This window comes from Blautia sp. AF32-4BH (assembly GCF_003460565.1).
In the GTDB taxonomy this organism is placed as follows: domain Bacteria; phylum Bacillota; class Clostridia; order Lachnospirales; family Lachnospiraceae; genus Fusicatenibacter; species Fusicatenibacter saccharivorans.
On sequence record NZ_QTVL01000007.1, the window covers coordinates 1 to 22,905 of the forward strand.

General features: G+C 49.9%; 20 protein-coding genes and 1 pseudogene. 4 read left to right on the plus strand and 17 right to left on the minus strand.

Annotation, left to right across the window (positions count from 1 at the left end):
* Window positions 1-479: 479 nt before the first annotated feature.
* The 10 genes from DWZ44_RS09875 to DWZ44_RS09920 all read right to left on the minus strand — a co-directional run bounded on the left by DWZ44_RS09875 (window position 480) and on the right by DWZ44_RS09920 (window position 10,221).
* On the minus strand, window positions 480-2,189 hold the full coding sequence (locus DWZ44_RS09875; protein WP_117804779.1) for an acetyl-CoA carboxylase carboxyltransferase subunit alpha: 1,710 nt from the start codon (window positions 2,187-2,189) through the stop codon (window positions 480-482).
* A 557-nt stretch (window positions 2,190-2,746) separates the two neighbouring features.
* Window positions 2,747-4,093 (minus strand): acetyl-CoA carboxylase biotin carboxylase subunit, encoded by a 1,347-nt coding sequence (locus tag DWZ44_RS09880; protein ID WP_117804780.1) that lies wholly within the window; start codon window positions 4,091-4,093, stop codon window positions 2,747-2,749.
* Window positions 4,090-4,527 (minus strand): 3-hydroxyacyl-ACP dehydratase FabZ, encoded by a 438-nt coding sequence (gene fabZ / locus DWZ44_RS09885; RefSeq protein WP_022462591.1) that lies wholly within the window; start codon window positions 4,525-4,527, stop codon window positions 4,090-4,092. Before fabZ ends, DWZ44_RS09880 begins: the two co-directional genes overlap by 4 nt.
* A 26-nt stretch (window positions 4,528-4,553) precedes the next feature.
* A complete protein-coding gene (gene accB, locus DWZ44_RS09890; RefSeq protein WP_055218562.1) occupies window positions 4,554-5,069 on the minus strand; it encodes an acetyl-CoA carboxylase biotin carboxyl carrier protein in 516 nt (171 codons plus the stop codon).
* Window positions 5,070-5,105: 36 nt separating this feature from the next.
* On the minus strand, window positions 5,106-6,341 hold the full coding sequence (gene fabF / locus DWZ44_RS09895; RefSeq protein ID WP_055227403.1) for a beta-ketoacyl-ACP synthase II: 1,236 nt from the start codon (window positions 6,339-6,341) through the stop codon (window positions 5,106-5,108).
* A gap of 16 nt (window positions 6,342-6,357) precedes the next feature.
* On the minus strand, window positions 6,358-7,098 hold the full coding sequence (gene fabG, locus DWZ44_RS09900) for a 3-oxoacyl-[acyl-carrier-protein] reductase (RefSeq protein WP_117804781.1): 741 nt from the start codon (window positions 7,096-7,098) through the stop codon (window positions 6,358-6,360).
* 28 nt (window positions 7,099-7,126) lie between these two features.
* The gene (gene fabD / locus DWZ44_RS09905) at window positions 7,127-8,047 is read right to left on the minus strand and encodes an ACP S-malonyltransferase (RefSeq protein ID WP_117760987.1); all 921 of its coding nucleotides are present in this window, start codon (window positions 8,045-8,047) and stop codon (window positions 7,127-7,129) included.
* Window positions 8,044-8,982 carry an enoyl-[acyl-carrier-protein] reductase FabK gene (gene fabK, locus DWZ44_RS09910; protein ID WP_117804782.1) on the minus strand — a complete coding sequence of 313 codons (939 nt, stop codon included), beginning with the start codon at window positions 8,980-8,982 and terminating at the stop codon, window positions 8,044-8,046. The genes fabD and fabK overlap by 4 nt, the downstream gene beginning before the upstream one ends.
* 30 nt (window positions 8,983-9,012) lie before the next feature.
* Window positions 9,013-9,240, minus strand: coding sequence for an acyl carrier protein (gene acpP, locus DWZ44_RS09915; protein WP_022462597.1), 228 nt, complete (start codon window positions 9,238-9,240; stop codon window positions 9,013-9,015).
* A 51-nt stretch (window positions 9,241-9,291) separates the two neighbouring features.
* Window positions 9,292-10,221 (minus strand): beta-ketoacyl-ACP synthase III, encoded by a 930-nt coding sequence (locus DWZ44_RS09920; RefSeq protein WP_117801509.1) that lies wholly within the window; start codon window positions 10,219-10,221, stop codon window positions 9,292-9,294.
* A 244-nt stretch (window positions 10,222-10,465) separates the two neighbouring features.
* Between DWZ44_RS09920 and DWZ44_RS09925 the strand changes: the two genes are divergently transcribed.
* Together DWZ44_RS09925 and DWZ44_RS09930 are read left to right on the plus strand one after the other, a co-directional pair.
* A complete protein-coding gene (locus tag DWZ44_RS09925) occupies window positions 10,466-11,887 on the plus strand; it encodes a TldD/PmbA family protein (RefSeq protein WP_117804783.1) in 1,422 nt (473 codons plus the stop codon).
* Window positions 11,887-13,167, plus strand: a complete 1,281-nt coding sequence (locus tag DWZ44_RS09930; RefSeq protein ID WP_117804784.1) for a metallopeptidase TldD-related protein — start codon at window positions 11,887-11,889, stop codon at window positions 13,165-13,167. Before DWZ44_RS09925 ends, DWZ44_RS09930 begins: the two co-directional genes overlap by 1 nt.
* Window positions 13,168-13,452: 285 nt before the next feature.
* Here DWZ44_RS09930 and DWZ44_RS19320 read toward each other — a convergent pair.
* From DWZ44_RS19320 to DWZ44_RS09950, 4 genes and pseudogenes are all read right to left on the minus strand, one after another.
* A pseudogene (locus DWZ44_RS19320) lies at window positions 13,453-13,539 on the minus strand (DNA-binding response regulator); the annotation flags it as partial.
* Entirely contained in the window at window positions 13,532-15,520 is a 1,989-nt protein-coding gene (locus DWZ44_RS09940; protein ID WP_117804785.1) for a DUF4118 domain-containing protein, read from the minus strand. The pseudogene DWZ44_RS19320 and the gene DWZ44_RS09940, both read right to left, overlap by 8 nt.
* Before the next feature lie 235 nt (window positions 15,521-15,755).
* On the minus strand, window positions 15,756-16,403 hold the full coding sequence (locus DWZ44_RS09945; protein ID WP_022462603.1) for a potassium channel family protein: 648 nt from the start codon (window positions 16,401-16,403) through the stop codon (window positions 15,756-15,758).
* A 19-nt stretch (window positions 16,404-16,422) separates the two neighbouring features.
* Entirely contained in the window at window positions 16,423-17,763 is a 1,341-nt protein-coding gene (locus DWZ44_RS09950; protein ID WP_117804786.1) for a TrkH family potassium uptake protein, read from the minus strand.
* A 536-nt stretch (window positions 17,764-18,299) separates the two neighbouring features.
* Here DWZ44_RS09950 and DWZ44_RS09955 point away from each other — a divergent pair.
* Both DWZ44_RS09955 and DWZ44_RS09960 read left to right on the plus strand, forming a co-directional pair.
* Window positions 18,300-18,779: a PTS sugar transporter subunit IIA gene (locus DWZ44_RS09955; protein ID WP_117804787.1), complete on the plus strand. Its 480-nt coding sequence runs from the start codon at window positions 18,300-18,302 to the stop codon at window positions 18,777-18,779.
* Window positions 18,780-18,989: 210 nt separating this feature from the next.
* Window positions 18,990-20,459: a PTS transporter subunit EIIC gene (locus tag DWZ44_RS09960; RefSeq protein ID WP_117804788.1), complete on the plus strand. Its 1,470-nt coding sequence runs from the start codon at window positions 18,990-18,992 to the stop codon at window positions 20,457-20,459.
* A gap of 370 nt (window positions 20,460-20,829) precedes the next feature.
* Here DWZ44_RS09960 and DWZ44_RS09965 read toward each other — a convergent pair whose 3' ends face one another.
* The 3 genes from DWZ44_RS09965 to DWZ44_RS19325 all read right to left on the minus strand — a co-directional run bounded on the left by DWZ44_RS09965 (window position 20,830) and on the right by DWZ44_RS19325 (window position 22,905).
* Window positions 20,830-21,771 carry a TlpA disulfide reductase family protein gene (locus DWZ44_RS09965; protein ID WP_022461280.1) on the minus strand — a complete coding sequence of 314 codons (942 nt, stop codon included), beginning with the start codon at window positions 21,769-21,771 and terminating at the stop codon, window positions 20,830-20,832.
* An 83-nt stretch (window positions 21,772-21,854) separates the two neighbouring features.
* The gene (locus tag DWZ44_RS09970) at window positions 21,855-22,769 is read right to left on the minus strand and encodes a 4Fe-4S binding protein (RefSeq protein ID WP_117804789.1); all 915 of its coding nucleotides are present in this window, start codon (window positions 22,767-22,769) and stop codon (window positions 21,855-21,857) included.
* Window positions 22,762-22,905, minus strand: coding sequence for a CD1871A family CXXC motif-containing protein (locus DWZ44_RS19325; RefSeq protein ID WP_055218540.1), 144 nt, complete (start codon window positions 22,903-22,905; stop codon window positions 22,762-22,764). Before DWZ44_RS19325 ends, DWZ44_RS09970 begins: the two co-directional genes overlap by 8 nt.

The following is a 22,905-nucleotide window of genomic DNA, read 5'->3' on the forward strand; positions in this document are numbered from 1 at the left end:
TTCCGACTACTCTATTCTCCCCAGCATAGCTGGGGGATTAGACTTTTCATTTATTTTGTATATCTAAAATCCGTATATTTTTATTCTGCATTTCAATCATATTTTTGTTGAATGGACTACAAGAAACTGTTATACTCAATATACGGGTGCTGCCATAACGGTAGGCGGTTAGTCCTTCTACGGAGGGACTGTGACTCTCCGATTACATAGAAACCCTTTATATGGGAATTCCTTGGAAAAGAGGGCTAAGCCATGAGTATTATCGACTTCATAGCAGTTGTAAGTTTCGGCTTAACCTGCTTTAGCCTTGGATACAACTTCGGCAAAGATACTGCGAAATCACAAAAATAGCCGCCCAGTCCTGCAAACTTTGGCGACTATTTTTACATAAACCAATAAATATGGACTAACCGTCTATCGGTAGCACTCTTTTCAATATCATAATATCATGCATTTCAGAATATGTCAAAATCTTCTTTTCACATATCCCGAAATCTCCGATACCTCTCCTCTACCAGTTCTTCCCCATCCATCTTCTCATACTTTTCCAGGAATCTCAGAATTTTGCCTCTCAATTCTTCACACACCACTGGCATTGTGTCCACCGTAAACTCCCCCGGCTCTTCCACAATCTCTTCTACAATTCCCAGTTCCTTCAAATCCCCCGCCGTCAGCTTCATCACCTCGGCGGCCTCCGGCGCGCGTTTGCCGTCTTTCCACAGGATGCTTGCAAATCCCTCCGGCGACAGGATGGAGTAGATGGCATTCTGCATCATCCACACTTCATCCGCCACGGCGAGTGCCAGTGCACCGCCGCTGCCGCCTTCTGAAATGACAATAGAAAGAACCGGCGTTTTTAACGCTGACATTTCATACAGGTTCCGCGCAATCGCCTCGCCCTGGCCGCGTTCTTCGGCTTCCATTCCGCAGAAGGCGCCTGGGGTGTCTACGAGACAGATAACAGGCCTGTGGAATTTTTCGGCCTGTTTCATCAGACGCAGGGCTTTGCGGTAGCCCTCCGGGGACGGCATGCCGAAATTGCGGCGGATGTTTTCTTTCGTATCCGCGCCTTTCGCCTCGGCGATGACCGTGACCGGTGTGCCGTCAAACGATGCAATACCGCCGATGATCGCCGCATCATCGCCATACAGTCGATCACCATGAAACTCAATAAAATCAGGAAACAGCTCCCGAATATAATCTTCTCCCACCGGTCGGTCCTTTTTCCGCGCTTTCTGCACACAGTCCCAAGCCGATGTTTTCTCTCCCGTTTCTGGTGTTGCCAAAGACCGCTTCACGTCTCCATCCCCCAAAGTCAGCACTTCCGAGGAAACTTCGATATCTTTCCCATGCATCCGCAGAATCTCCGACAGCACCTCTTTCGCCTCTTCTCTTGGCAGAATCCGATCCACAAACCCATGCTCCACCAGAAACTCCGCCCGCTGGAATCCTTTCGGCAGTTTCTGTCCTATTGTCTGCTCAATAACCCTCGGTCCCGCAAACCCGATCAGCGCATGCGGCTCCGCCAGAATAATGTCCCCCAGCATCGCCCAGCTCGCCGTCACGCCGCCCGTCGTCGGGTCCGTCAGCACACTCACATACAAAAGCCCCGCATCACTGTGTCTTTTCAGCGCCGCCGACGTCTTCGCCATCTGCATCAGAGAAACAATCCCCTCCTGCATCCGCGCCCCTCCCGAGCACGCAAACAAAATCACCGGCAGCGAGAGCTTCGTCGCCCTCTCCACCGCCCGCGTAATCTTCTCCCCAACAGCCTCACCCATACTGGCCATCATAAACCTGCCATCACAGACCCCGATCACCGTCTCCATCCCGTTGATCCGTCCCTTACCAGTCACAACAGCCTCCGTAAGTCCTGTTCTCTCCTGCAGAGCCCTCACCTTCTCTTCATACCCCGGAAACCCCAGCGGATTCCCCGCCGTCATCCCCTGATCCCATTCCTCAAAACTCCCATCATCCAGAAGAAACTCAATCCTCCGATACGCATGCACCCGAAAATAATTCCCACACTTCGGACAAATATAAAGATTCCTCTTCACATCCTCCGTAAAAATAGCCCCCTTACAAGCATTACACTTCTTCAAAATCCCCTGCGGCGCCTCCGGCACCACCCCATCCGCCGTGTGCTCCTTCCGAAACACCGTCTTCTTAAAATACTTACCCAGCATCATACCACCATCACTCCTTACGTCATAACACTTTCACTCTATTGTCACCATAACAATCTTCCAACCACACACCTCACCCATCGAGGCATTCATTCTCTCTTCACCGCTCACTCCTGTCATCCCAGCCGCACCGCCCCGCGGTGTCGCTGACCACACTCTCCCAGTCGTGTGTCTGATCTCAGCCGCCCGGCAGTACAGCAGAGGGGGACGGCGCATTTGCAGGAGGAACTATAGCAAGACCCGAAAATAATGCAAAAAAGGCAGTGCTGCAGAGCGCGAATTGCAAGGAACAGATTTGAAGGCGTACCGGGGTACGACGAAAATCTGTGACGCAGTAATTCACGCTCTGCGGTGCTGAATTTTTTGCATTATTTTCGGGGATTGCTATAGAAACACTTAGGCTTCCAGAATTTGCGTTATTTTCAAAAATCCAACTGTCTGAGCGACAGCGAGTTTTGGATTTTTGAAAATGGTTTTAGCAAATGCTGGAGTCCTTAGTGTTTCTTTCCTCTGAAACCGCGCCGTCCCCCTCTGCTGTACTGCCGGGCGGCGTCCGTCTCTTACAATCTCTCCGTCAACCGCTCCACAAACTCAATATCCGCCCTCCCGGTCAGATACTCCTCTTCATTTAAAATAGAATACAAATAATCAACGTTAGTGTCGACTCCCTCGATGACGACTTCCCCCAGCGCACTCCTCATCCGCGCAATCGCCTCCTCACGCGTCCTCCCATGCACAATCAGTTTCGCCAGCATCGAATCATAAAACGCCGGAATCACATACCCGTCATACGCCGCCGTATCCACCCGTACTCCAAATCCACCAGGCAGATGCATCTCCGTAATCTTCCCCGGACAAGGCCTGAAATTCTTCGCCGGATTCTCCGCATTAATCCTGCACTCAATCGCATGCCCCGAAAGCCGGACCTCCCCCTGCGTCACCGACAGCGGCATCCCCGAAGCCACCCGAAGCTGTTCCTGAATCAGATCCACCCCCGTGACCCACTCCGTCACCGGATGCTCCACCTGAATCCGCGTATTCATCTCCATAAAATAAAAATTCCCGTCCGGCTCCAGCAGAAACTCTATCGTCCCCGCATTCACATAATGCGCCGCCTTCGCCGCCCGGACCGCCGCCGAGCCCATCCGCTCCCGCAGCGTGTCATCAATCGCCACACAAGGCGACTCCTCAATCATCTTCTGATGATTCCTCTGAATCGAGCAGTCCCGCTCCCCCAGATGAATCACATTCCCGAACGAGTCCGCCATAATCTGAAACTCCACATGACGTGGATGACGAATCAGCCGCTCCACATACATCGTCCCGTCCGCAAACGAACTTTTAGCCTCCTTCTGCGCCGTCTGAAACGCACTCTGGAACTCCCCGCGCGTCTCCGCCATGCGCATACCCTTGCCGCCGCCTCCAAGCGCCGCCTTAATCATCACCGGAAAACCAATCCGGTCGGCCTCAGAAAGACCCGTCTCCCAGTCAAAAACAGGTTCCTTCGTCCCCGGAATCACCGGCACACCGGCTGCCTGCATCGTATTTCGCGCCTCAGACTTATTACCCAGCCGGTCCATCACCTCAGGAGATGGCCCAATCCACGTAATGTGGCACTCCTGGCATCTCCGCGCAAACGTGCTGTTCTCCGACAGGAATCCAAATCCCGGATGAACCGCATCCGCCCCCGTCACAAGCGCCGCACTCAAAATACGTTCCATATTTAAATAACTGTCCTTCGACGGCGCCGGCCCGATGCACACCGCCTCATCCGCGAGCTGCGCATGCAGTGCCTCCCGGTCCGCCTCCGAATAAACAGCAACCGTGAGAATTCCCATCTCACGGCATGCCCGGATAATCCGGACCGCGATCTCCCCACGGTTTGCAATCAAAACTTTTCGAATCATTGTGCTGCCCCCACCATAAAGGTCAGTTCCGCCTGCGCGACCACCTTGCCGTCAACCGAAGCAACCGCTTCCCCGACGCCCATCGGTCCCTTGTGGCGGATAATTTTCGTCTCCAGACGAAGCTTGTCTCCCGGTTTCACTTTTCCCTTAAAGCGGCACTTGTTGATGCCGCCGAAAAATGCAATTTTTCCCTTATTCTCGTCAAGAGAAAGAATCGCAACCGCACCGACCTGCGCCAGCGCCTCGATAATCAGCACTCCCGGCATCACCGGCTCCTGCGGAAAATGACCCGCAAAAAAATCCTCGCGGTACGTCACACATTTGTATCCAATACCGAATTCGCCCGGTTCAAAATCTTCTATGTAATCCACCAGCAGAAACGGATGTCTGTGTGGAATAATCTCCTGAATCTGTTTCGTTGTCAAACTGTTCATTCGCTGCTTCCTTTCTCGTCCCGGCTTTACGCTTTTACCCGGAACAGCGGTTTTCCGTAATCAACCATCTCGCCGTTTTTCACCAGAACCTCCGCAATCACGCCGTCCACTTCGCTCTCAATCTCATTCATCAGCTTCATGGCCTCCACGATTGCTACGACTTGTCCCTTTTTCACGGTGTCGCCAACCTTCACAAACGGCTCGGCATCTTCTGCCGGAGCTGTATAAAACGTTCCGACCAGCGGGGATGTCACAAAAACGCCTTCTTCTGCTTCGCTGTGATCCTCAGCCGCTGTACTTTTTCCTGCCGTTTCTTTTCTCTCCGGCATGGCTGCTTCTTTCGCTGTCACGCCATTTGCTCCGCCCATCATCTCTGCCATCTGCAGACCGGCACCGGATGGAACCCCGCTCATCTGCACCTGCACCGGAGCTGCTTTTCCATGCTCCATGGCAATCTTGATCCCATCAGCCTCGTAATCAAACGCGGTCAGCGAAGAATCCGAAACTTTATCAATCAACTGTAAAATCTGATCTAATTCCATCTTATTTTCCTTTCTGCACCGGAACACGATGCCGCTTTATTCATATTTCTGAAACAGCAGCACCGCATTGTGGCCGCCAAAACCAAGGGAATTGCTCATTGCCAGTTTCACATCGGTTTCCACCGGAGCGCCGATGCAGTAATTCAGATCGCATTCCGCATCTGCTTCCTTTGTTCCAATCGTCTGATGCACGAAGCCGTCCTGAATGGATTTCGCACAGACAACAGCTTCCACACCGCCTGCCGCGCCGAGCAGATGACCGACCATCGATTTCGTCGAGTTGACCAGCACATGGTCTGCCGCATCACCGAAGGCTTTCCGGATCGCACGCGTTTCAAACAGATCGTTGTGATGTGTGGACGTTCCGTGTGCATTAATATAAGTAACTTCTTCCGGTTTTACTCCCGCTTCTTCCATCGCAAGCTCCATCGCACGTGCCGCACCGCTTCCATCTTCCAATGGAGAAGTAATGTGGTACGCATCGCAGGTTGCGCCGTATCCGACTACCTCTGCATAGATCTTCGCGCCGCGCTGTTTCGCGTGCTCCAGCTCCTCAAGTACGAGAATGCCGGCGCCCTCGCCCATGACGAAACCGTTCCGGTCCTTATCAAACGGAATCGAAGCCCGCAGCGGATCTTCCGACTCGGAAAGTGCGGTCAGTGCCGAAAAGCCTGCCACGCCGACCGGCGTAATTGCGCTCTCCGCACCACCTGCCACACAGATGTCCGCGTCGTTGTACTGAATTGCGCGGAAGGCATCGCCAATGCAGTGCGTTCCTGTCGCACACGCCGTCACCACGCTGGTACATTTTCCTTTCGCGCCGAGTGCAATCGCAACGTTTCCCGCCGCCATGTTCGCAATCATCACCGGAACGGTAAACGGGTTGACGCGGGACGGATTTCCGGCATCAATTTTGGCTTTCGCCTGTTCGCATGCATTCAGATCACCGACGCCGGAGCCCACCAGAACGCCGACGCGGAACGGATCTTCATTCTCCATGGAAATGCCGGCATCTGCAAACGCTTCTTTTGCTGCTGCAACGGCATACTGGGAAAAGGTTCCCATTCGTCTTGCCGCTTTGAAATCCATGCGCTCTTTTGCCACGAAGCCTTTGACCTCGCCTGCCAGATGTACTTTATATTCTGCTGTATCAAATTTCGTAATCGTTCCGATTCCGCAGGCTCCCTTGCGGACGCCGTTCCAGAATTCCTCCACGGTATTTCCAATCGGGGTTACCGCACCCAGCCCTGTGATGACTACTCTTCTCTTCATTCCAACTCTCCTTTTCTTAGATCACCATGCCGCCGTCGCAGTGAATCACCTGTCCGGTGATGTAAGCTGCCGCTTCGGATGCCAGAAATGCGGCCAGGTTTGCCACATCCTCCGGCTTTCCGAAATGGCCAAGCGGAATCTGGGATACGGATGCTTCTTTCACTTTATCCGAAAGAACCTCCGTCATATCGGTCTCAATAAAGCCCGGCGCAATCGCATTGACGCGGATGCCGCGGGATGCCAGTTCCCGTGCCGCTGTTTTCGTCAGGCCGATCACACCTGCTTTCGATGCCGCATAATTTGCCTGTCCGGCGTTTCCTGCCACGCCGACCACAGAAGCCATGTTGATGATGCAGCCGCTCTTCTGACGGATCATCGGCCGTGCCGCAAAGCGGATGCAGTTGAACGTTCCCTTGAGGTTTGTCTCAATGACACGGTCGAAGGCTTCCTCCGACATGCCCATCAGAAGGCCGTCCTTTGTGATGCCCGCGTTGTTGACCAGAATATCGATTTTCCCATACAAAGCAAGAATTTCCTTCATCCACGCTTCACACGCCGCAAAATCCGATACATTGCACTGCATCACGCAGCCGTCTCCTCCTGCCGCGCGGATTCCCGCAAGCACGGTTTCGGCCGCCTCTTTTGAACCATTGTAATTGATGACAACAAAGGCTCCCTCCGCCGCCATTTTTTCTGCAATCGCACGCCCGATTCCGCGGGATGCGCCCGTTACTACTGCTGTTTTTCCACTTAACATCTCATTCTCCTGCTGCATAATCCACTATCTATAATAAAGTTTCGCACACCTGATGCATTTCCTCATAGGTGCGGATATTGTAACCTTTTACATCCCGGTTGATTTTTCTTAAAAAGCCGGTCAGTGTTCTTCCCGGTCCGATCTCCACGAAGGTATCAACGCCGTCCGCAATCATTGCCTCGATGCTCTGCTGCCACCGCACACCGGATGCCACCTGCTGGATCAGAAGGCCGCGCGTCAGTGCAATATCACGCACATACTGGCCGGTTACATTCGTCACATACGGAATCTTCAACTCCATAAAGCCGACGCCCTCGAGCGCTTCGGTCAGCCCCTGGGACGCAGCTTCCATCATCGGGGAATGGAACGGGCCGCTTACGTTCAGCGGAAGTACCCGCTTTGCGCCTGCTTCTTTTAACTTTTCCGAAGCCTCTGCCACTGCCGCCTCATATCCGGTGATGACAATCTGACCCGGGCAGTTGTAATTGGCAATGTAGGCGCCGGAAATCCCGCTCAAAATCTCTTCGATTTTTGCAGCTTCCATGCCGAGCACCGCCGCCATCGCGCCCTCGCCTGCCGGAACGGCCTCCTCCATCAGGATGCCTCTTCTGCGGACGACCTTCATCGCATCCGCCATTTCCATACCGCCGGCGGACACAATCGCGTTGTACTCGCCAAGGCTGAGGCCCGCTGTCACATCCGGCGTAAGGCCGCACGCCCGGATGGACTGCTCCATCGCCATTCCGGTTGTCAGCAGTGCAATCTGGGTAAACTCTGTCTGATCCAGATGTTCATTTTCCTCAAAACAGAGTCTTTTCATATCAATCCCGATCAGCTCGGATGCCATATCGTAGACGGCTCTCGCTTTCGGACATGCTTCATAAAAATCCGCGCCCATGCCGACACACTGGGAACCCTGTCCAGGAAACATAAATGCTGTTTTACTCATAACCGCGCCGGTGCTCCTTTCAAAAGTTCTTCCATCTCTTTCATCATCTGCTCTATGATTTCTTTGCAGCTTTTCTCGTCTTTTACCATACCTGCAATCTGACCGGACATCACGCTTCCGGTTTTGACATCGCCGTCCACAACGGCTCTTCGAAGACCGCCGAGCGTCAGTTTTTCCAGCTCTTCGAACGGAGCTCCCTCTTTTTCCAGTTCCAGATAATGGCGTGTCATCTCATTTCGGATCGCCCGCACCGGATGACCGGTTGTGCGGCCTGTCACGCGGGTATCAATATCTTTCGCCTTGATCACCAGCTGCTTGTAATTTTCATGCACAACGGCCTCTTTCGAAGCGACAAAACGCGTTCCCATCTGAACCGCCTCGGCACCCAGCATAAAGGCTGCTGCCATGCCGCGTCCGTCCGCAATTCCACCGGCCGCAATGACCGGAATTTTTACGGCATCTGCCACCTGCGGAACGAGTGCCATCGTTGTCGTCTCGCCGATATGGCCGCCGGACTCACATCCTTCTGCCACAACGGCATCTGCGCCTGCACGCTCCATTCGTCTTGCAAGAGCCACGGAAGCGACCACCGGGATGACGCGGATACCAGCGTTTTTCCACAGTTCCATATATTTCTCCGGATTTCCTGCGCCCGTCGTAACGACTTTTACGCCTTCCTCGGCAACCACTTTTGCCACCTCATCCGCATACGGGCTCATCAGCATGATGTTGACGCCGAACGGTTTGTCCGTCAGTTTTTTTGCTTCGCGGATTTCATTCCGAACCCACTCTGCCGGTGCCGCCGATGCTCCGATGAGGCCAAGGCCGCCGGCCTCGGAAACTGCCGCTGCCAGATGATGCTCCGCCACCCAGGCCATGCCGCCCTGAATGACTGGATACTGAATCCCGAGTAATTTTGTCACTTCTGTGATCATGAATCGCTTCCTCCTGCTTCCCGATCTTTCTTAGTTTTTGTGCTGCTCCAGATACTCTGCAACATCACCGACAGTTACCATCGTTTCCAGATCCTCGGTCGGGATTTCCACGCCGCAGGTGTCCTCGAGGGACATGACCATTTCAAACAGATCCAGGGAATCTGCTCCGAGATCCTCTTTGAAGGAAGTCTCCGCTGTGATGGTATCGATGTCTGCTCCCAGTGCTTCTGCTACGGTTTCTTTTACTTTTTCTAACATGTTTTTGTCCTCACTTTTTTTCTTATTCTTCTTATTTTATATGGGCGTTTCTTACCATTCCAGGTACGCCGCGCCCCAGATCAGTCCTGCTCCGAAACCGGAGAGAACGATTCTCTGTCCTTTTTGGGCTCTGCCGGACCGGTTCCACTCATCCAGCAGAATCGGAATGCTCGCCGCACATGTATTGCCGTATGCTTCGATATTCCGCGGAAATTTTTCTTTCGGTGCCTTCAGTCGTTTTGCCACGCCGTCGATGATGCGGCTGTTTGCCTGATGAAGGATAAACGCATCAATCTCTTCGACCGCCATGTCGGCTTCCGCGAGCACCTCGCGGATGACTTCCGGCACGCGTGATAAAGCAAACTGGAACACGGCACGGCCGTCCATCTGCAGATACGTTCCCTTTTCGCAGGTCAGCGACACGCCTTTTTCTCCATCGGAATGGATCTTTTCGCACGCTTTTGTCTCCTGTTCCTCCGCCGTCAGCACAATGGCTCCCGCGCCGTCCCCGAACAGAATGCAGGTTCCGCGGTCGTGCCAGTCCACCAGGCGGCTCAGGGCATCTGCGCCGATCAGCAGCACGTTTTTTGCCTTGCCGCTCCGGATATACAGCTGGCCCAGTTCATACACCGCAAGAAACCCGGTGCAGGCGGCGCTGACATCGAGACAGGCGGCACGGAAAGCACCGATTTCATCCTGCACAAGACAGGCGGTATTCGGAAAGATACTCTCCGACGAAGAGGTTCCGACGAGAATCAGATCCAGCTCTGTCGAACAGATCCCGGCATTTTCCAGCGCTCTTCTCGCCGCCTTTACTGCCATTTGGGCAACTGTCTCCTCCCCGGCTATGTGGCGCGCACCGATTCCCGTCCGCTCCCGGATCCAGATATCGCTCGTATCCACCATCTTTTCCAGATCTTCATTTTTCCATATCGTCTCCGGTACATACGAACCGGTTCCCGCAATTCTGCCGTTTTTCACCTTACTGTCCTCTTGCTTATTTCATTCTCAAACATTTTTCTTTTCAAATGTTTTGATATTCAAAGTATATCATCAAAATTCATTTTGTCAACCTTTTTTTATTGCTTTTTCCATTTCCCACTTCTATAATGAAACTATGTTCGGGATTTTTTCGAAACTATTTTTTCCGGATTCTATTATTTTGAGCCCCGGCGCAGGTTCTCTATCGAACACTCCGGCAGGCTCCAGAAAGGACACCAAACTTATGCAGGTTCCAATGTCATCCTATCTTGTGGAAATCAAACCACAGATTCAGGAACTGATCCGTCTGCTCGAGCGCGAATTCGATTATGTCAGCGTGCTCTGCACCGATGTCAAAGGTACGACCTACCGCGTCAGCATGCATCAGACCACCGTCGGCGATTATCACTTCTGTGAACGCGGCTTCGTTGTCCGTGCATGGCAGGACGGTTCCTACACCGAATATTCCTTCAACAACCTCACCGATGCCACAGATCTTGCGGAGGAAATTACTTCCGCGCTGAAATCCGAATTTCAGGCATTAAAGGCACTCGGCATCGCGCAGATGGAGTCTCCTCTCGTGCAGGAAGAAGCCATCACCAAAACGATGCAGAATGAAATCGAGATTGACCCGGAGACCGTCTCCGCAGAGGAGATTCTCTCCCACCTTCGGAAGCTCTGCAACGCCGGCGCTGCCCATGAAGGAATTCTGGAATTCCAGAGTACCGTCAGCTTCGCCCGTGTCAACAAGCTGTTCCTCTCCTCCAAAAAGGATCTGATGCAGTCCTACGCTTTCTCGGAGGGCTCCCTTTCCGCAATCGGCACAGAAAACGGAAAACAGAATATGTCGTACCGTTCCTGCTCCGGCCTGAAAGGCGTGGAAATCTTAAATGAGATGGATGCGATTGTTGAGGAAATCATCGCCGTTCTGTACGACAAGCTCCACTCCGATCCGGTCATCCCTGGCATGTACGATGTCATCACCGCACCGGATGTCACCGGCGTGATTGCACACGAAGCATTCGGCCACGGTGTCGAGATGGATATGTTTGTCAAAAACCGCGCACTCGCCAAAGAGTATATCGGCAAGCCTGTTGCCTCCCAGCTCTCCTCCATGCACGACGGAGCAGTCGGCGCACAGCAGGTCAGCAGTTATCTTTTTGATGATGAGGGAACGCCCGGCACCGACACCACGGTCATCGACCACGGTACACTCGTTACCGGCATCAGCGATCTCGTAAGCGCACTCCGCCTTGGCACCACGCCGACCGGAAACGGAAAACGCGAGAGCTTCGAGCGCAAAGTCTACTCCCGTATGACCAACACCTACTTCACCGCAGGCACAGATAAACTCGATGATATGATCGCTTCGATTGAGCACGGCTATCTTCTCGAAAGCGTTCAGTCCGGTATGGAAGACCCGAAACACTGGGGCATCCAGTGCATGGTCGGACTCGGCCGCGAGATCAAAGATGGTAAGCTGACCGGAAAAGTCGTATCTCCTGTCACCCTGACCGGCTACGTTCCGGATCTCTTAAAGAGCATCTCCATGGTTTCCGACAAAGAAGAGCTCTTCGGCTCCGGCATGTGCGGAAAAGGTCACAAAGAATGGGTCAAAGTCAGCGATGGCGGCCCGTATCTGAAATGTAAAGTGAGGTTAGGCTGATGAACGAATTATACGATGTATTAAAAACAAGCAAAGCCAGCGACTTTCTGATCCGCGAAGAGCAGACCGAATCCCGCGAGGCATTTTTCATCGGTCAGAAGCTCGACATGAGCCGCGCGAAAAAAGTAACTCATACGTTTCTGACCGTCTTTGTCGACAGTGAGGATGGAAAATTCCGCGGAAGCGCAGAAAAAGAGATCCACCAGGGCATTTCCCGCGAAGAAATGAAGCAGGAAATTGACCAGGCGCTGTTCGCCGCACAGTTTGTGCAGAACCCATGGTACCCTGTTGCAGAGCCATCGGATGCCCAGGCAAGCGCCGACATGGCTGATGCTTCCCGCGATCTTACCGCTAAACTCGTAAAACTGGTGCAGGCTATGCAGGAAATCAAGGCGGAAGAGGATTCCCGCGTAAACTCCTATGAGATTTTCGTCAACCAGAAGCAGACACACATCCGCAATTCCCGCGGTGTCGATGTCACCTTCTCCGGCTTTGACTGCGAGATCGAGGTTGTCACAAACTCCCGCAAGGATGATCATGAGATTGAGATCTACAAGGATCTCCGCTTCTCCGACAAATCTGCCGAGAAGATCATCGCCGAAGTGCGCGGAATGTTCCACACTGGCCGCCAGCGTCTGAATGCTGTTCCGACCCGCCAGAACGAGCACGCCGATGTTCTCTTAAGCGGAGACGCCGTCGGCAGTTTCTTCCAGTATTTTGCTATGCATACCAATGCTTCTTATCAGTACATGGGCGTCGCAAAGGCAAAAATTGGTGAAGCCATCACCGGTGCGGATGCGGATCCGCTGAATATCCGCCTCGTGCCGACGCTCGACGGCTCTGCCAAAAACGCGCCGTACGACGAAACCGGTATGCCGGTAGCCGAGCGCGTTCTGTTTGAAAACGGCATCTGCCGCTCCTACTGGGGCAGCCTTCAGCATGCCCATTATATCGGCATGAAGGATACTACTTCCATGAATAACATGGTAGTTGAAGGCGGTTCGAAAACACTCGACGAGCTGCGCAGCATGCCGCATATAGAAATCACCGATTTCAGTGCGTTTGATATGGATGCCGTAAGCGGCACCTGCGGCGGTGAGATCCGGCTCGCGTATGAGAGCGACGGAACCACCTCCCATCCGACAACCAGCGGATCACTTTCCGCCCGTTATGACGATGTGCTGAAAAATCTGACTTTCTCGAAAGAGACACAGCAGATAAACAACCGCGTGGTACCGTGTGCGGTACTGCTGCGGGATGTGACGGTGGCGGGAGAATAATTTTTCATTCTGCAGCATACGAAAAAGGAGCATCTCCAGGTTTCAAGTTCGAAACCGGAGATGCTCCTTTTTAATTTTCTGTGTTTATGTTCAGTCTTTTCTTCGTCTTCTGGATTTCTTTTTGCTTCCAAAATCCGGAACAACGACCAGGGTGTTAAGACCCAGATAAGTTTCAACATCTTCTGCCGTTTTGATATTGTCATTCAGCACAGTCTGCAGTGTCAGAATTGCCAAAACAAGAACAAAATTTCTAAACAGTAATGGGGTCTGACCCCAATGTGGTTATTTATAATCGTGTGTTTTCAGTGTTGTCGTAATCAGGTTGTGGACCGGCGTATCGTCTTCCACGGCCAGTATCAATGTCTTATTCATTTAAATTCACCTCACTGAGCGGCAGCGTAAAACGAAAATGACAGCCGTGCGGAGCGCAGTCACGAAGCACCAGTTCCCCGCCATGCGCATTTACAATGGAGCGGCACAGCGCCAGCCCAAGGCCAAGGCTTCTGCGGCTGTCACTCACCTTATTTTTTCCGGAATAGAACATTTCAAATACATGCTCCCTGCACTCCGCCGGAATGCCGGGTCCATTATCCTCCACCGCAATCCATACGTTTTTTTCTTCTTTTCCGGCTGTAATCCGGATCTTGGATCCTGCCTGTGTATATTTTACTGCATTGTTGATCAGGTTTACCAATACCTGTACAATCAGCTTTGCATCCATGCGGGCGAGCAGTACATCTTCCCCGCAGTCCACCGTAATTTTATGTTCGTTTTTCCGCCGTTCTACATGGCGCAGCGCCTCACGGACTACATCCTCAACCACCTGATCGGATAACTGCAGTTTTACACTTCCATCTTCTATTTTCGTAAGCGCAAGCAGATTTTCCACCAGTTCAATCAGCCATCCGGCATCCTCATAAATATCCGAAAAAATCTGTTTCCGCATCCCTTCGTCCAGTGCGTCAAAGTTACTGATCAAAGAGTCTGCATTGCCGAGAATTGATGTCAGTGGTGTGCGCAGATCATGGGAAATCGTCCGCAGCAGATTCACCCGAAGCTGCTCATTTTTCGCCATGACTGCCGCCTCTTCTTTTTCTCTCGCACTTTGTTCCCGATCCAGTGCCATGGCGCACTCTCCCAGAATAGAAAGCAGGATACTGTTCTCAAACGCATCCAGTGGCTTTTGTCCGATGAAAATGCCGATCACACCATATCTGTTCTGTGCCGCATAGATGGAAAGGTACAGATACGGTTCTTCAGAAAAACGTTCTGTCATAGCTCCCGCCCGTTTCCGGTTTTTCAGAACCCACTGCAGGATTTCCTGTTCTTTCACATTAAAAACTTTTTCTGATTTTATTCCTGTTTCGGCGTTATAAAGAGTTCCCTGCACAATGCCGTTTTTCTTTTTTTCTACCGGCGCCACAACCAGATTTCTTCCCAGAAGCTTTATCAGCTGCGTTGACGTAATATCAAAAATTTCTGACGCATCCTCTGCCTTTTGCAGAAGCTGGCTGGTATTAAAAAGAATCTTGGTTCGAAAGGCATCTCGTGCAGAAAGCTTTGCATTTTCTTTCAATTTTAAAGCAAGCGTACTGGTCAGGATTGAAGTGCCAAGCATGATCGCAAAGGTCACCGGATAGCCGGAACCATACGCATACAACGAAAGCCTTGGCTCTGTCATAAAATAATTAAACAGGATAACACTTGCCACAGAACTGATTACACTACAGGTATAACCGCTGGTCAGAATAGATGTCAGCATGACGCCAAACAAATATACGGTAATGATATTGGCATCGGTAAAACCGAGCCGAAAAAAGATTTCTCCAATTCCGGTCGCAGCAGCCAGAATCAGAACCGTAAGCATCAGTTCTTTCCAGGAAGGCAACTCCATCCACTCCAGAAATTTTTTTCGTTTCTGATATCTCCGGTACACGTCTGAGTCTGGAATGATGTGAATTTCCAGATCAGGCACAAGATCCGTCAGACGCTCGGTCCACACCCTTCGCTGATGGAAATAGCCCTGCTTCATCATGCTCTTTCCAATGACAATCCGCGTCACCTCGGAAATTCTTGCGTATTCTGCAATCTGCAGGGCAATATCCTCACTGTGTGTCGTTACAATTTCTGCCCCGCTCTGCTCTGCCAGACGAACATGCTTCTGCAGCCTTGCCAGATCCTCCGGTGTTTTTTCTGTTTTTTCTGCTGTCTGCACATACAATGCCGTAAAGCCGGCCTGAAACGCCTGTGCCATCTGCGCCGCAGTCCGAATAATTTTTTCATTGGATGGCGAAGAGGACAGACACACCAGGATATGCTCTTTTTTTTGTTTTTCTTTTTCCAACTGTCTCACCCCACCTCCTATTGTAGATCATAAATGAAGAGAAAGCTATAGTCAGGAAATCTTTTTTTCTCCCGTTCCCTGTTCTTGTTTTCTGTTTTCCGTGAAATTTTGTCCCGTTTCCGGTTCCTCTCTTCTGTTTTCCGTGAAAAATGTCTCTATCTGATCCACGAGCACACCTCCAGACAAAAAACCGACCAGGGTAACGAAGAGCAGTCCTACACTTAACACAGAAATCACCTCTCTTTCAGATTCGAAAACATTTCTGGATCGCTTTATATTCACCAAGAACCAATATGGTAGCATCGCCATCCAGAACTGTCTCCGGAGACACCGCAACATCTGTTTTTCCATATTTTCTTGTTGCCAGAATATTAATACCGTATTTTTTCCGGATATCCAGCTGGCCGACATTTTTTCCAATCCAGTTCTCCGGGATTTCAACCTCAAAAATCGCATACTGACTGTCAATTTCAATATAGTCAAACACATGATCCGAGCTGTAACGAATTGCTGTCCATTTTGCCATCTGTTTTTCCGGATAAACAACCTGATCCGCTCCGTTCCGCAACAGGAATTTTTCCTGTACATCCCGTTCTGCCCGGGACACGACCCATTTTGCGCCCAACTCCTTCAAAAGACACGCGGTTTCCAGCGAATCCTGAAAGCTGCTTCCGATCGTCACAATACAGACATCATAATTTCCCACACCAAGGGATCGCAGAAAGTCTGCATTGACACTGTCACCGATCTGTGCATTTGTCACATACGGCATCACGGCGTCGATCCGTTCCTCATTTCGGTCTACCGCCATCACCTGATGTCCAAGCTGATTCAGATGCATGGCAATATGTCTCCCAAATCTTCCTACTCCAATCAGTAAAATATTTTTCATCTCATCTCTTCCTCTCTTCTTATCCTACATTTATTTTTTCCAGCGGCATTTTTGCATGTGCGCTCTTTCTCCCCGGCATCGCAGCATAAACAAGCGTCAGACCGCCAACCCTTCCAAGAAACATCAGTGCGATCAGAATTCCTTTCGAAAGAACACCGAGCTGCGGCGTAATTCCAAGCGTCAGGCCAACCGTTCCAACAGCAGATGCTGTCTCAAACAGACACTCAGAAATCGGCAGATTTTCTGCCACACTGATCACCATTCCTCCCATCAGCACCAGAAAAAGATACATCATCAGAATCGTAGATGCATTTTTTAATACCTCCTGGCCCACCCTGCGTCCAAACATCTGTGTGTCCTCTCTCTGACGGAACGTAGCAGACGCATTAGCTGTCAGCACGGCAAATGTGGTAATTTTCATTCCGCCAGCCGTTGATCCCGGTGCTCCGCCAATCATCATCAGAACAATCATAATCGCCTGGGAAGCACCTGTCATCCCGGAAAGATCTGCCGTATTAAATCCGGCCGTTCTTGTTGTCACGGACTGAAACAATGCGCAGAGCGTCCGCTCCTTGACCGGCATTCCGGCGAAATCCCGGAAGAAAAAGAAGGCCGCCGGAACAAAAATCAGAAACAGACTTGTAAGCAGGATCACCTTGCTTTGCATGCAGTACTGACGAAAATGGTATTTTTTTGTATAGATATCATCCCAGGTCAGAAATCCGATTCCACCTGTTACAATCAGCCCCATAATCGTAAGATTAACCAGTGGATTTCCCACATAAGAAGTCAGGGACGGATACAGATGATCCGTTTTTCCAAGAAGATCAAATCCTGCATTGCAGAATGCGGATACAGAATGAAACAACGCCATCCAGATTCCTTTTCCGCCGTAATCCCGTAAAAAAACAGGCAGAAGAAACAACGCCCCCAACAGTTCAATTCCAAAGGTTCCTTTGAGGATAAAACGCGTCAGGCGCACAATTCCGCCCACCTTCGGGGCAGAAATCGCATCCTGCATCGTGCTTCGCTGCATCAGGGAAATTTTTCTCCCGGAAAGCATCGCAATCGAAACAGCGATCGTAACCACACCAAGACCGCCGATCTGAATGAGCAGCAAAATCACGCTCTGTCCAAAGACGGACCAGTAGCTTCCTGTATCTCTGACTGCCAGTCCTGTCACACAGGCGGCTGATGTTGCAGTAAACAGTGTTTCTGTAAATGGCGTTACATTTCCTTCCCGCGAAGCCACAGGAAGCATCAAAAGCAGTGCTCCTGCCAGAATTACCCCCGCAAATCCAAGAATGATAATTTCAAACGACGACCATTGTTTCCTGTATCGCAGTTTTATACTCCACATTTCTCTTTTTACTCCTTCTTTTTGATTCCTCCTTATTTTAGAGACTTCCGCTTTAAAAACGTATAAATACCTTTTCCATGGCATTAAGATTGTATAAAGATTTTTCGAATTTCAAACCAAAAAACAGGAACCGCCCAAAAGTTTCCCACAACAGTAATGGGGTCTGACCCCAATGTGTGTATATTCTTCTTTTATCGCAGTAACGCATTAGTTGGTTAAACTACCGATTTTTCTCCTTTTGAAAGTAGATTCTTTTGTCATAAATATCAAAAAAGTATTTACAAATCCTTACGTATCAGTTATTATGTATATAATCTATTGAGAAGTTCGTGCAGAATTATGCAATTTTGTTTTTAATAAATACTCTGTTTCCTTTTCCAACGGCATTTTGTTGACTTTTTACGTCAAACAGAACGGATCAAAGGGTAAAACACCAAATTTTTTCACAAAAAATCACTCAACGTAATTACAGATGAACTCGGATCCCTATCCCGAAAAAACATCGCACCTTATTTTCGAAAGGAGATATCAATTTTATGTTTCATTTTCTAAAAGGAAAGAACAAAGAAAATGTTCTTTACGCACCTTGCAAAGGAAAAGTAGTTCCGCTTTCCGAAGTCCCGGATCCTACCTTTTCCGAAAAAATCCTGGGGGACGGATTTGCAGTGATTCCGTCTGAGGGAAAAATTTATGCACCGACAGACGGTGAAATAGCCATGGTATTTGATACTCTTCATGCCATCACGCTCATAAGCAGCTCCGGAACCGAAATCCTGATCCACATCGGCCTGGATACGGTTACACTAAAGGGCGCACCGTTTACCGCACACGTTGCAGCCGGCGATCAGGTCAAAAAAGGAGATCTTCTGATGGATGTCGATCTGGACAAGATCACCGGGGCCGGATTGAACACAGTCACTCCGGTACTGATTTGCAATACCGATGATTACGGGAAAATCAGCTTGAAAAAAGAGGGCGAAGTTTCCTTAGACGAAGCCGTTCTCAGTATTTCCTGATCTTTTTTTGATCTTTCGTCAGATGAATCTTCATCCTCTTCTTTTATGAAATGTACGCTTGAAGTCTTTTCTCACTTGCTTTTGTGAAATGCACTCTCAATGTCTTTTCTGCACTTGCTTTTGTAAGTATATTGGATGGATTCGGTAAATTCACGTATCTAATTGGAGGTATCCAGTTATATAAATTATCTTTTAAGGAGGGAGAAATATATGAAATTTCTTCAGAAACTAGGGAAAGCCCTCATGCTTCCTGTAGCAGTACTGCCGATCTGCGGTATCCTGATGGGTATCGGATACCGGCTGTGTCCGGCAACGATGCAGGGCGGCGAGATCTCGGGCGCAGTAAACCTGATCGGTCTGTTTCTCGTAAAAGCAGGAGCAGCTCTGATCGACAACATGGCAATTCTCTTTGCAATCGGCGTTGGTGTCGGTATGTCAGAAAAGAATGACGGTACCGGCGGAATCGCAGCTCTGGCATCCTGGCTGATGATCACAACACTTCTTTCTACCGGAGTTGTTACAACTATCATCCCGTCCATCGCTGAGAGTGCTACAAAGACGCTGGCCTTTGACAAGATCGAAAACCCGTTCATCGGTATCCTGGCCGGTATCATCGGATCTGCCTGCTATAACCGTTTCAAAGACACCAAGCTTCCGGACTGGTTATCCTTCTTCAGCGGCAAACGCTGTGTAGCAATTGTTTCCGGTGTTGTTTCTATCGTTGTATCTGCTGTTCTGTTACTGGTATGGCCATTACTGTTCGGTGCTCTGGTAGCAATCGGTAAATCTATTGTCAGCCTTGATGTTGTCGGTGCCGGTATCTATGCATTCCTGAACCGTCTGCTGATCCCGACCGGATTACATCACGCTCTGAACAATGTATTCTGGTTTGACACGATCGGTCTTGGTGACTTGAAGCACTTCTGGGCTGGTGAAACATCTGCTGATGTAACCTGGAGCCTTGGTATGTACATGTCCGGATTCTTCCCATGTATGATGTTCGGTATTCCTGGTGCTGCACTTGCTATGGTAAGATGTGCAAAACCTGCAAAGAAAAAAGCTGCGATCGGTCTGGTAGCTTCTGCTGCAGTCTGCGCATTCATCTGTGGCGTTACAGAACCTTTTGAGTTCGGATTTATGTTCCTTGCTCCTGTTCTGTACGTAATCTATGCATTACTGTATGGTATCTTTACTATGATCACAGTTGCTCTCGGCTTCCGTGCAGGATTCAGCTTCTCCGCCGGTGCTATGGACCTCCTGTTCTCATCCTCACTGCCCGCAGCACAGAAAATATGGCTGATCATTCCGCTTGGAATCGCAGCATTCCTCGTATTCTACTTCGTATTCCTGTTTGCTATCAAGAAATGGGATCTGAAGACTCCTGGACGCGAAGATGACGATCTCGAAGCAGAGAAAAAAGTAGAACTGGCAAGTGATAACTATACCGCAATCGCAGCTAAAATTCTGGAAGGCTGCGGCGGAAAAGAAAACATCACAAGCATTGATAACTGCGTTACAAGACTGCGACTGGAAGTGAAAGATATCACTGCCGTAAACGACAAGGTAATCAAATCTGCCGGCGTGGCAGGCGTGATCAAACCTGGCAAAACCTCTGTACAGGTTATCGTTGGAACAAAAGTTCAGTTCGTAGCTGACGCTTTCTCCAAACTTTGTGAATAATATTTACCCAGGTAGTTCAAAAGGAGCATATCGCTGCTGCGGTATGCTCCTTTTAATTGCGCAAAGTTTTCCTTATTTTCTGCCCTTTCGCAGAGCAGGAACCCGGCTGTTGTTTGTCAAATGGCTGCTATCAAAACCAAAGGTCGGATTACTGGTGGTTCCGAAAACGTGTGCATATATGTGGGGAATCGCCGTGTGACCTCAGCTCTTGTTCTAAGCACCGAGCAGCTTTTCGGGACAGGTACAGCACAGTACATCGTTTCGTAAATGTATTTTTTTAAAATCTTGTTATGAAAAGGAGTGCGAAAAAACGTAACTTTGTTTTTTCGCACTCCCATTTTCTCTCCCAAAAAACGCCGCAGCTCTCGTCTTACTTCGCGCTGTCTGCATCAATCACGGACTGGATCTGTTTCATCAGCGTATCATAATTCTCCTGATTGTCGATTCCGCCGAGCATCGGCTCTCCCACAATATTTCCATTTCGATCGACCAAGATTGTGGTAGGAAATGCCATAATATCGGAAGCATACTTTCCTGCAGCGGAAGCAGAGTCAATGGAAAGATTGCGGTATTTCGCACCCTGGCTTTCAAGAACCGCTGCTGCTTCTTTGATCGCATCCTGATTTCCGTCGAAGGTTTCTGTGTTGATGCCTACAACCTCGCCTCCCATGGATTTGATTGCATCGTTTAATTCGTTCAGCTTGGATAGCTCAGCAACACAAGGCTTGCAGCCGGTAAACCAGAAATTCACGACCGTTACCGCATTTTTGGAAAACAGACTTTCGTCAACTGTGTTGCCATCATAATCCTGACCCGAAAAATCCCGGAACGGAGATGCCTCTTCGGAATCGTTTTTCGCGTTGCTATCTTCCGATGCTGTATTGCCATTTTCCATTTCCGCTATCTGTTCCTCGATTTTTCGTATCGTTGCAATATCATCCGTCAGTGTATTCAGCTCGTCCTCTGAAAAAGAGTCCTTGTTGGCTTCAACCGTGTCTGCCAGATAATCCCCATAATTTCCGCTCGGATCAGCCGTGCTTTTATTCATCATGCCAAACACCTTGTTCCATACATCCGCATGATCTGAAAAAATCTGGTTCTCCTGCTGATATAAATCGTCCAGCTTTGTGCCGGAAGCCCCTGCCGTTTCGGTTCCGGATTCCGCAACAGATCCCGTAACAGCTTCTGTGCCGGATTCCGTCTGGGTTGTCTGCGTTTTCTTTGTGTCTGCAGCCTCTTTTCCGTTGCATGCGGTAAGTAATAATGCTACGCTGAGTGTAAAAACAGGGATAAAAGTTCTTTTGGTTTTCATAAGTTATGGCTCCTTTTAAGATAGTATAATGTAAAAAACAAAAATTCAATATCATCCTTCGATGCTTCGTGATCTGCTGCTAATCAATGGTTTCTGATCTCTGACTGTTGATCTCCGGTGTCCTTTTTCTGACACGTTTTTCCCATAAACTGATAGTGGATCGCATCCTTCGGGCAGGCCTTGATGCAGGCTCCGCATCGGATGCATTCCGGATGATTTGGGGTCCGGCACACGTCGATATCCATTTTACATGCCCTGGAACACTGGTTGCATCCGACGCATTTGCTGTTTTCAATCGTGATATGTAAAAAGCTTACCTTATTAAATAAGGAATAGATTGCCCCAAGAGGACAGATCCATTTGCAGAAAGGTCTGTAAAACAAGATGCTGAGCACGACAACCGTAATCAGAATACCGAATTTAAACGAAAACAGCTTGCCCAGTGCAGACCGGATTGCGACATTTCCGATGGAAAGCGGGATCGCCCCCTCCAGAACGCCCTGCGGACAAATATATTTGCAGAAGAACGGATCTCCCATCCCGATCGAATTCGTTGCAAACATCGGCAGAAGAATTACAAAAACAACAAGGATGATATATTTCAGATACCGCAGCGGCTTCAGTCTGGCCGTAGAGAATTTCTTTCCGGGGATTTTGTGAAGCAAATCCTGAAACCATCCAAACGGACACAAAAAACCACAGATGAATCTTCCCAGTGTCACGCCGAGTAAAATCAGGAACCCGGTTATGTAGTAGGAAAACTTAAATTTGGATGATCCGACAACCGCCTGAAAGGCTCCGATGGGGCACGCTCCCGTCGCGGCAGGACAGGAATAACAGTTTAGTCCCGGTACGCATACCGTTTTCGCTTTGCCCTGATATATTTTGCCCTGAAAAAAATTGGGGATATGAGGATTGGTAAGCAGTGTGGCCGCTGCCTGGATCCACCCGCGTATTCCGGCTATTTTCTTTGATCGTAACTTCTTTTTCTTATCCAATTCCGACACACTCCAGACATAATTTAATTGCTTTCCCAAGCACAGCAGCCGCTTCCCCTCTGACGGCGCCATAGCCCATCATCGCTATGCCTGTGATAACTAGAACAATTTGAGATATTTTTCTGCATTTCAAAAT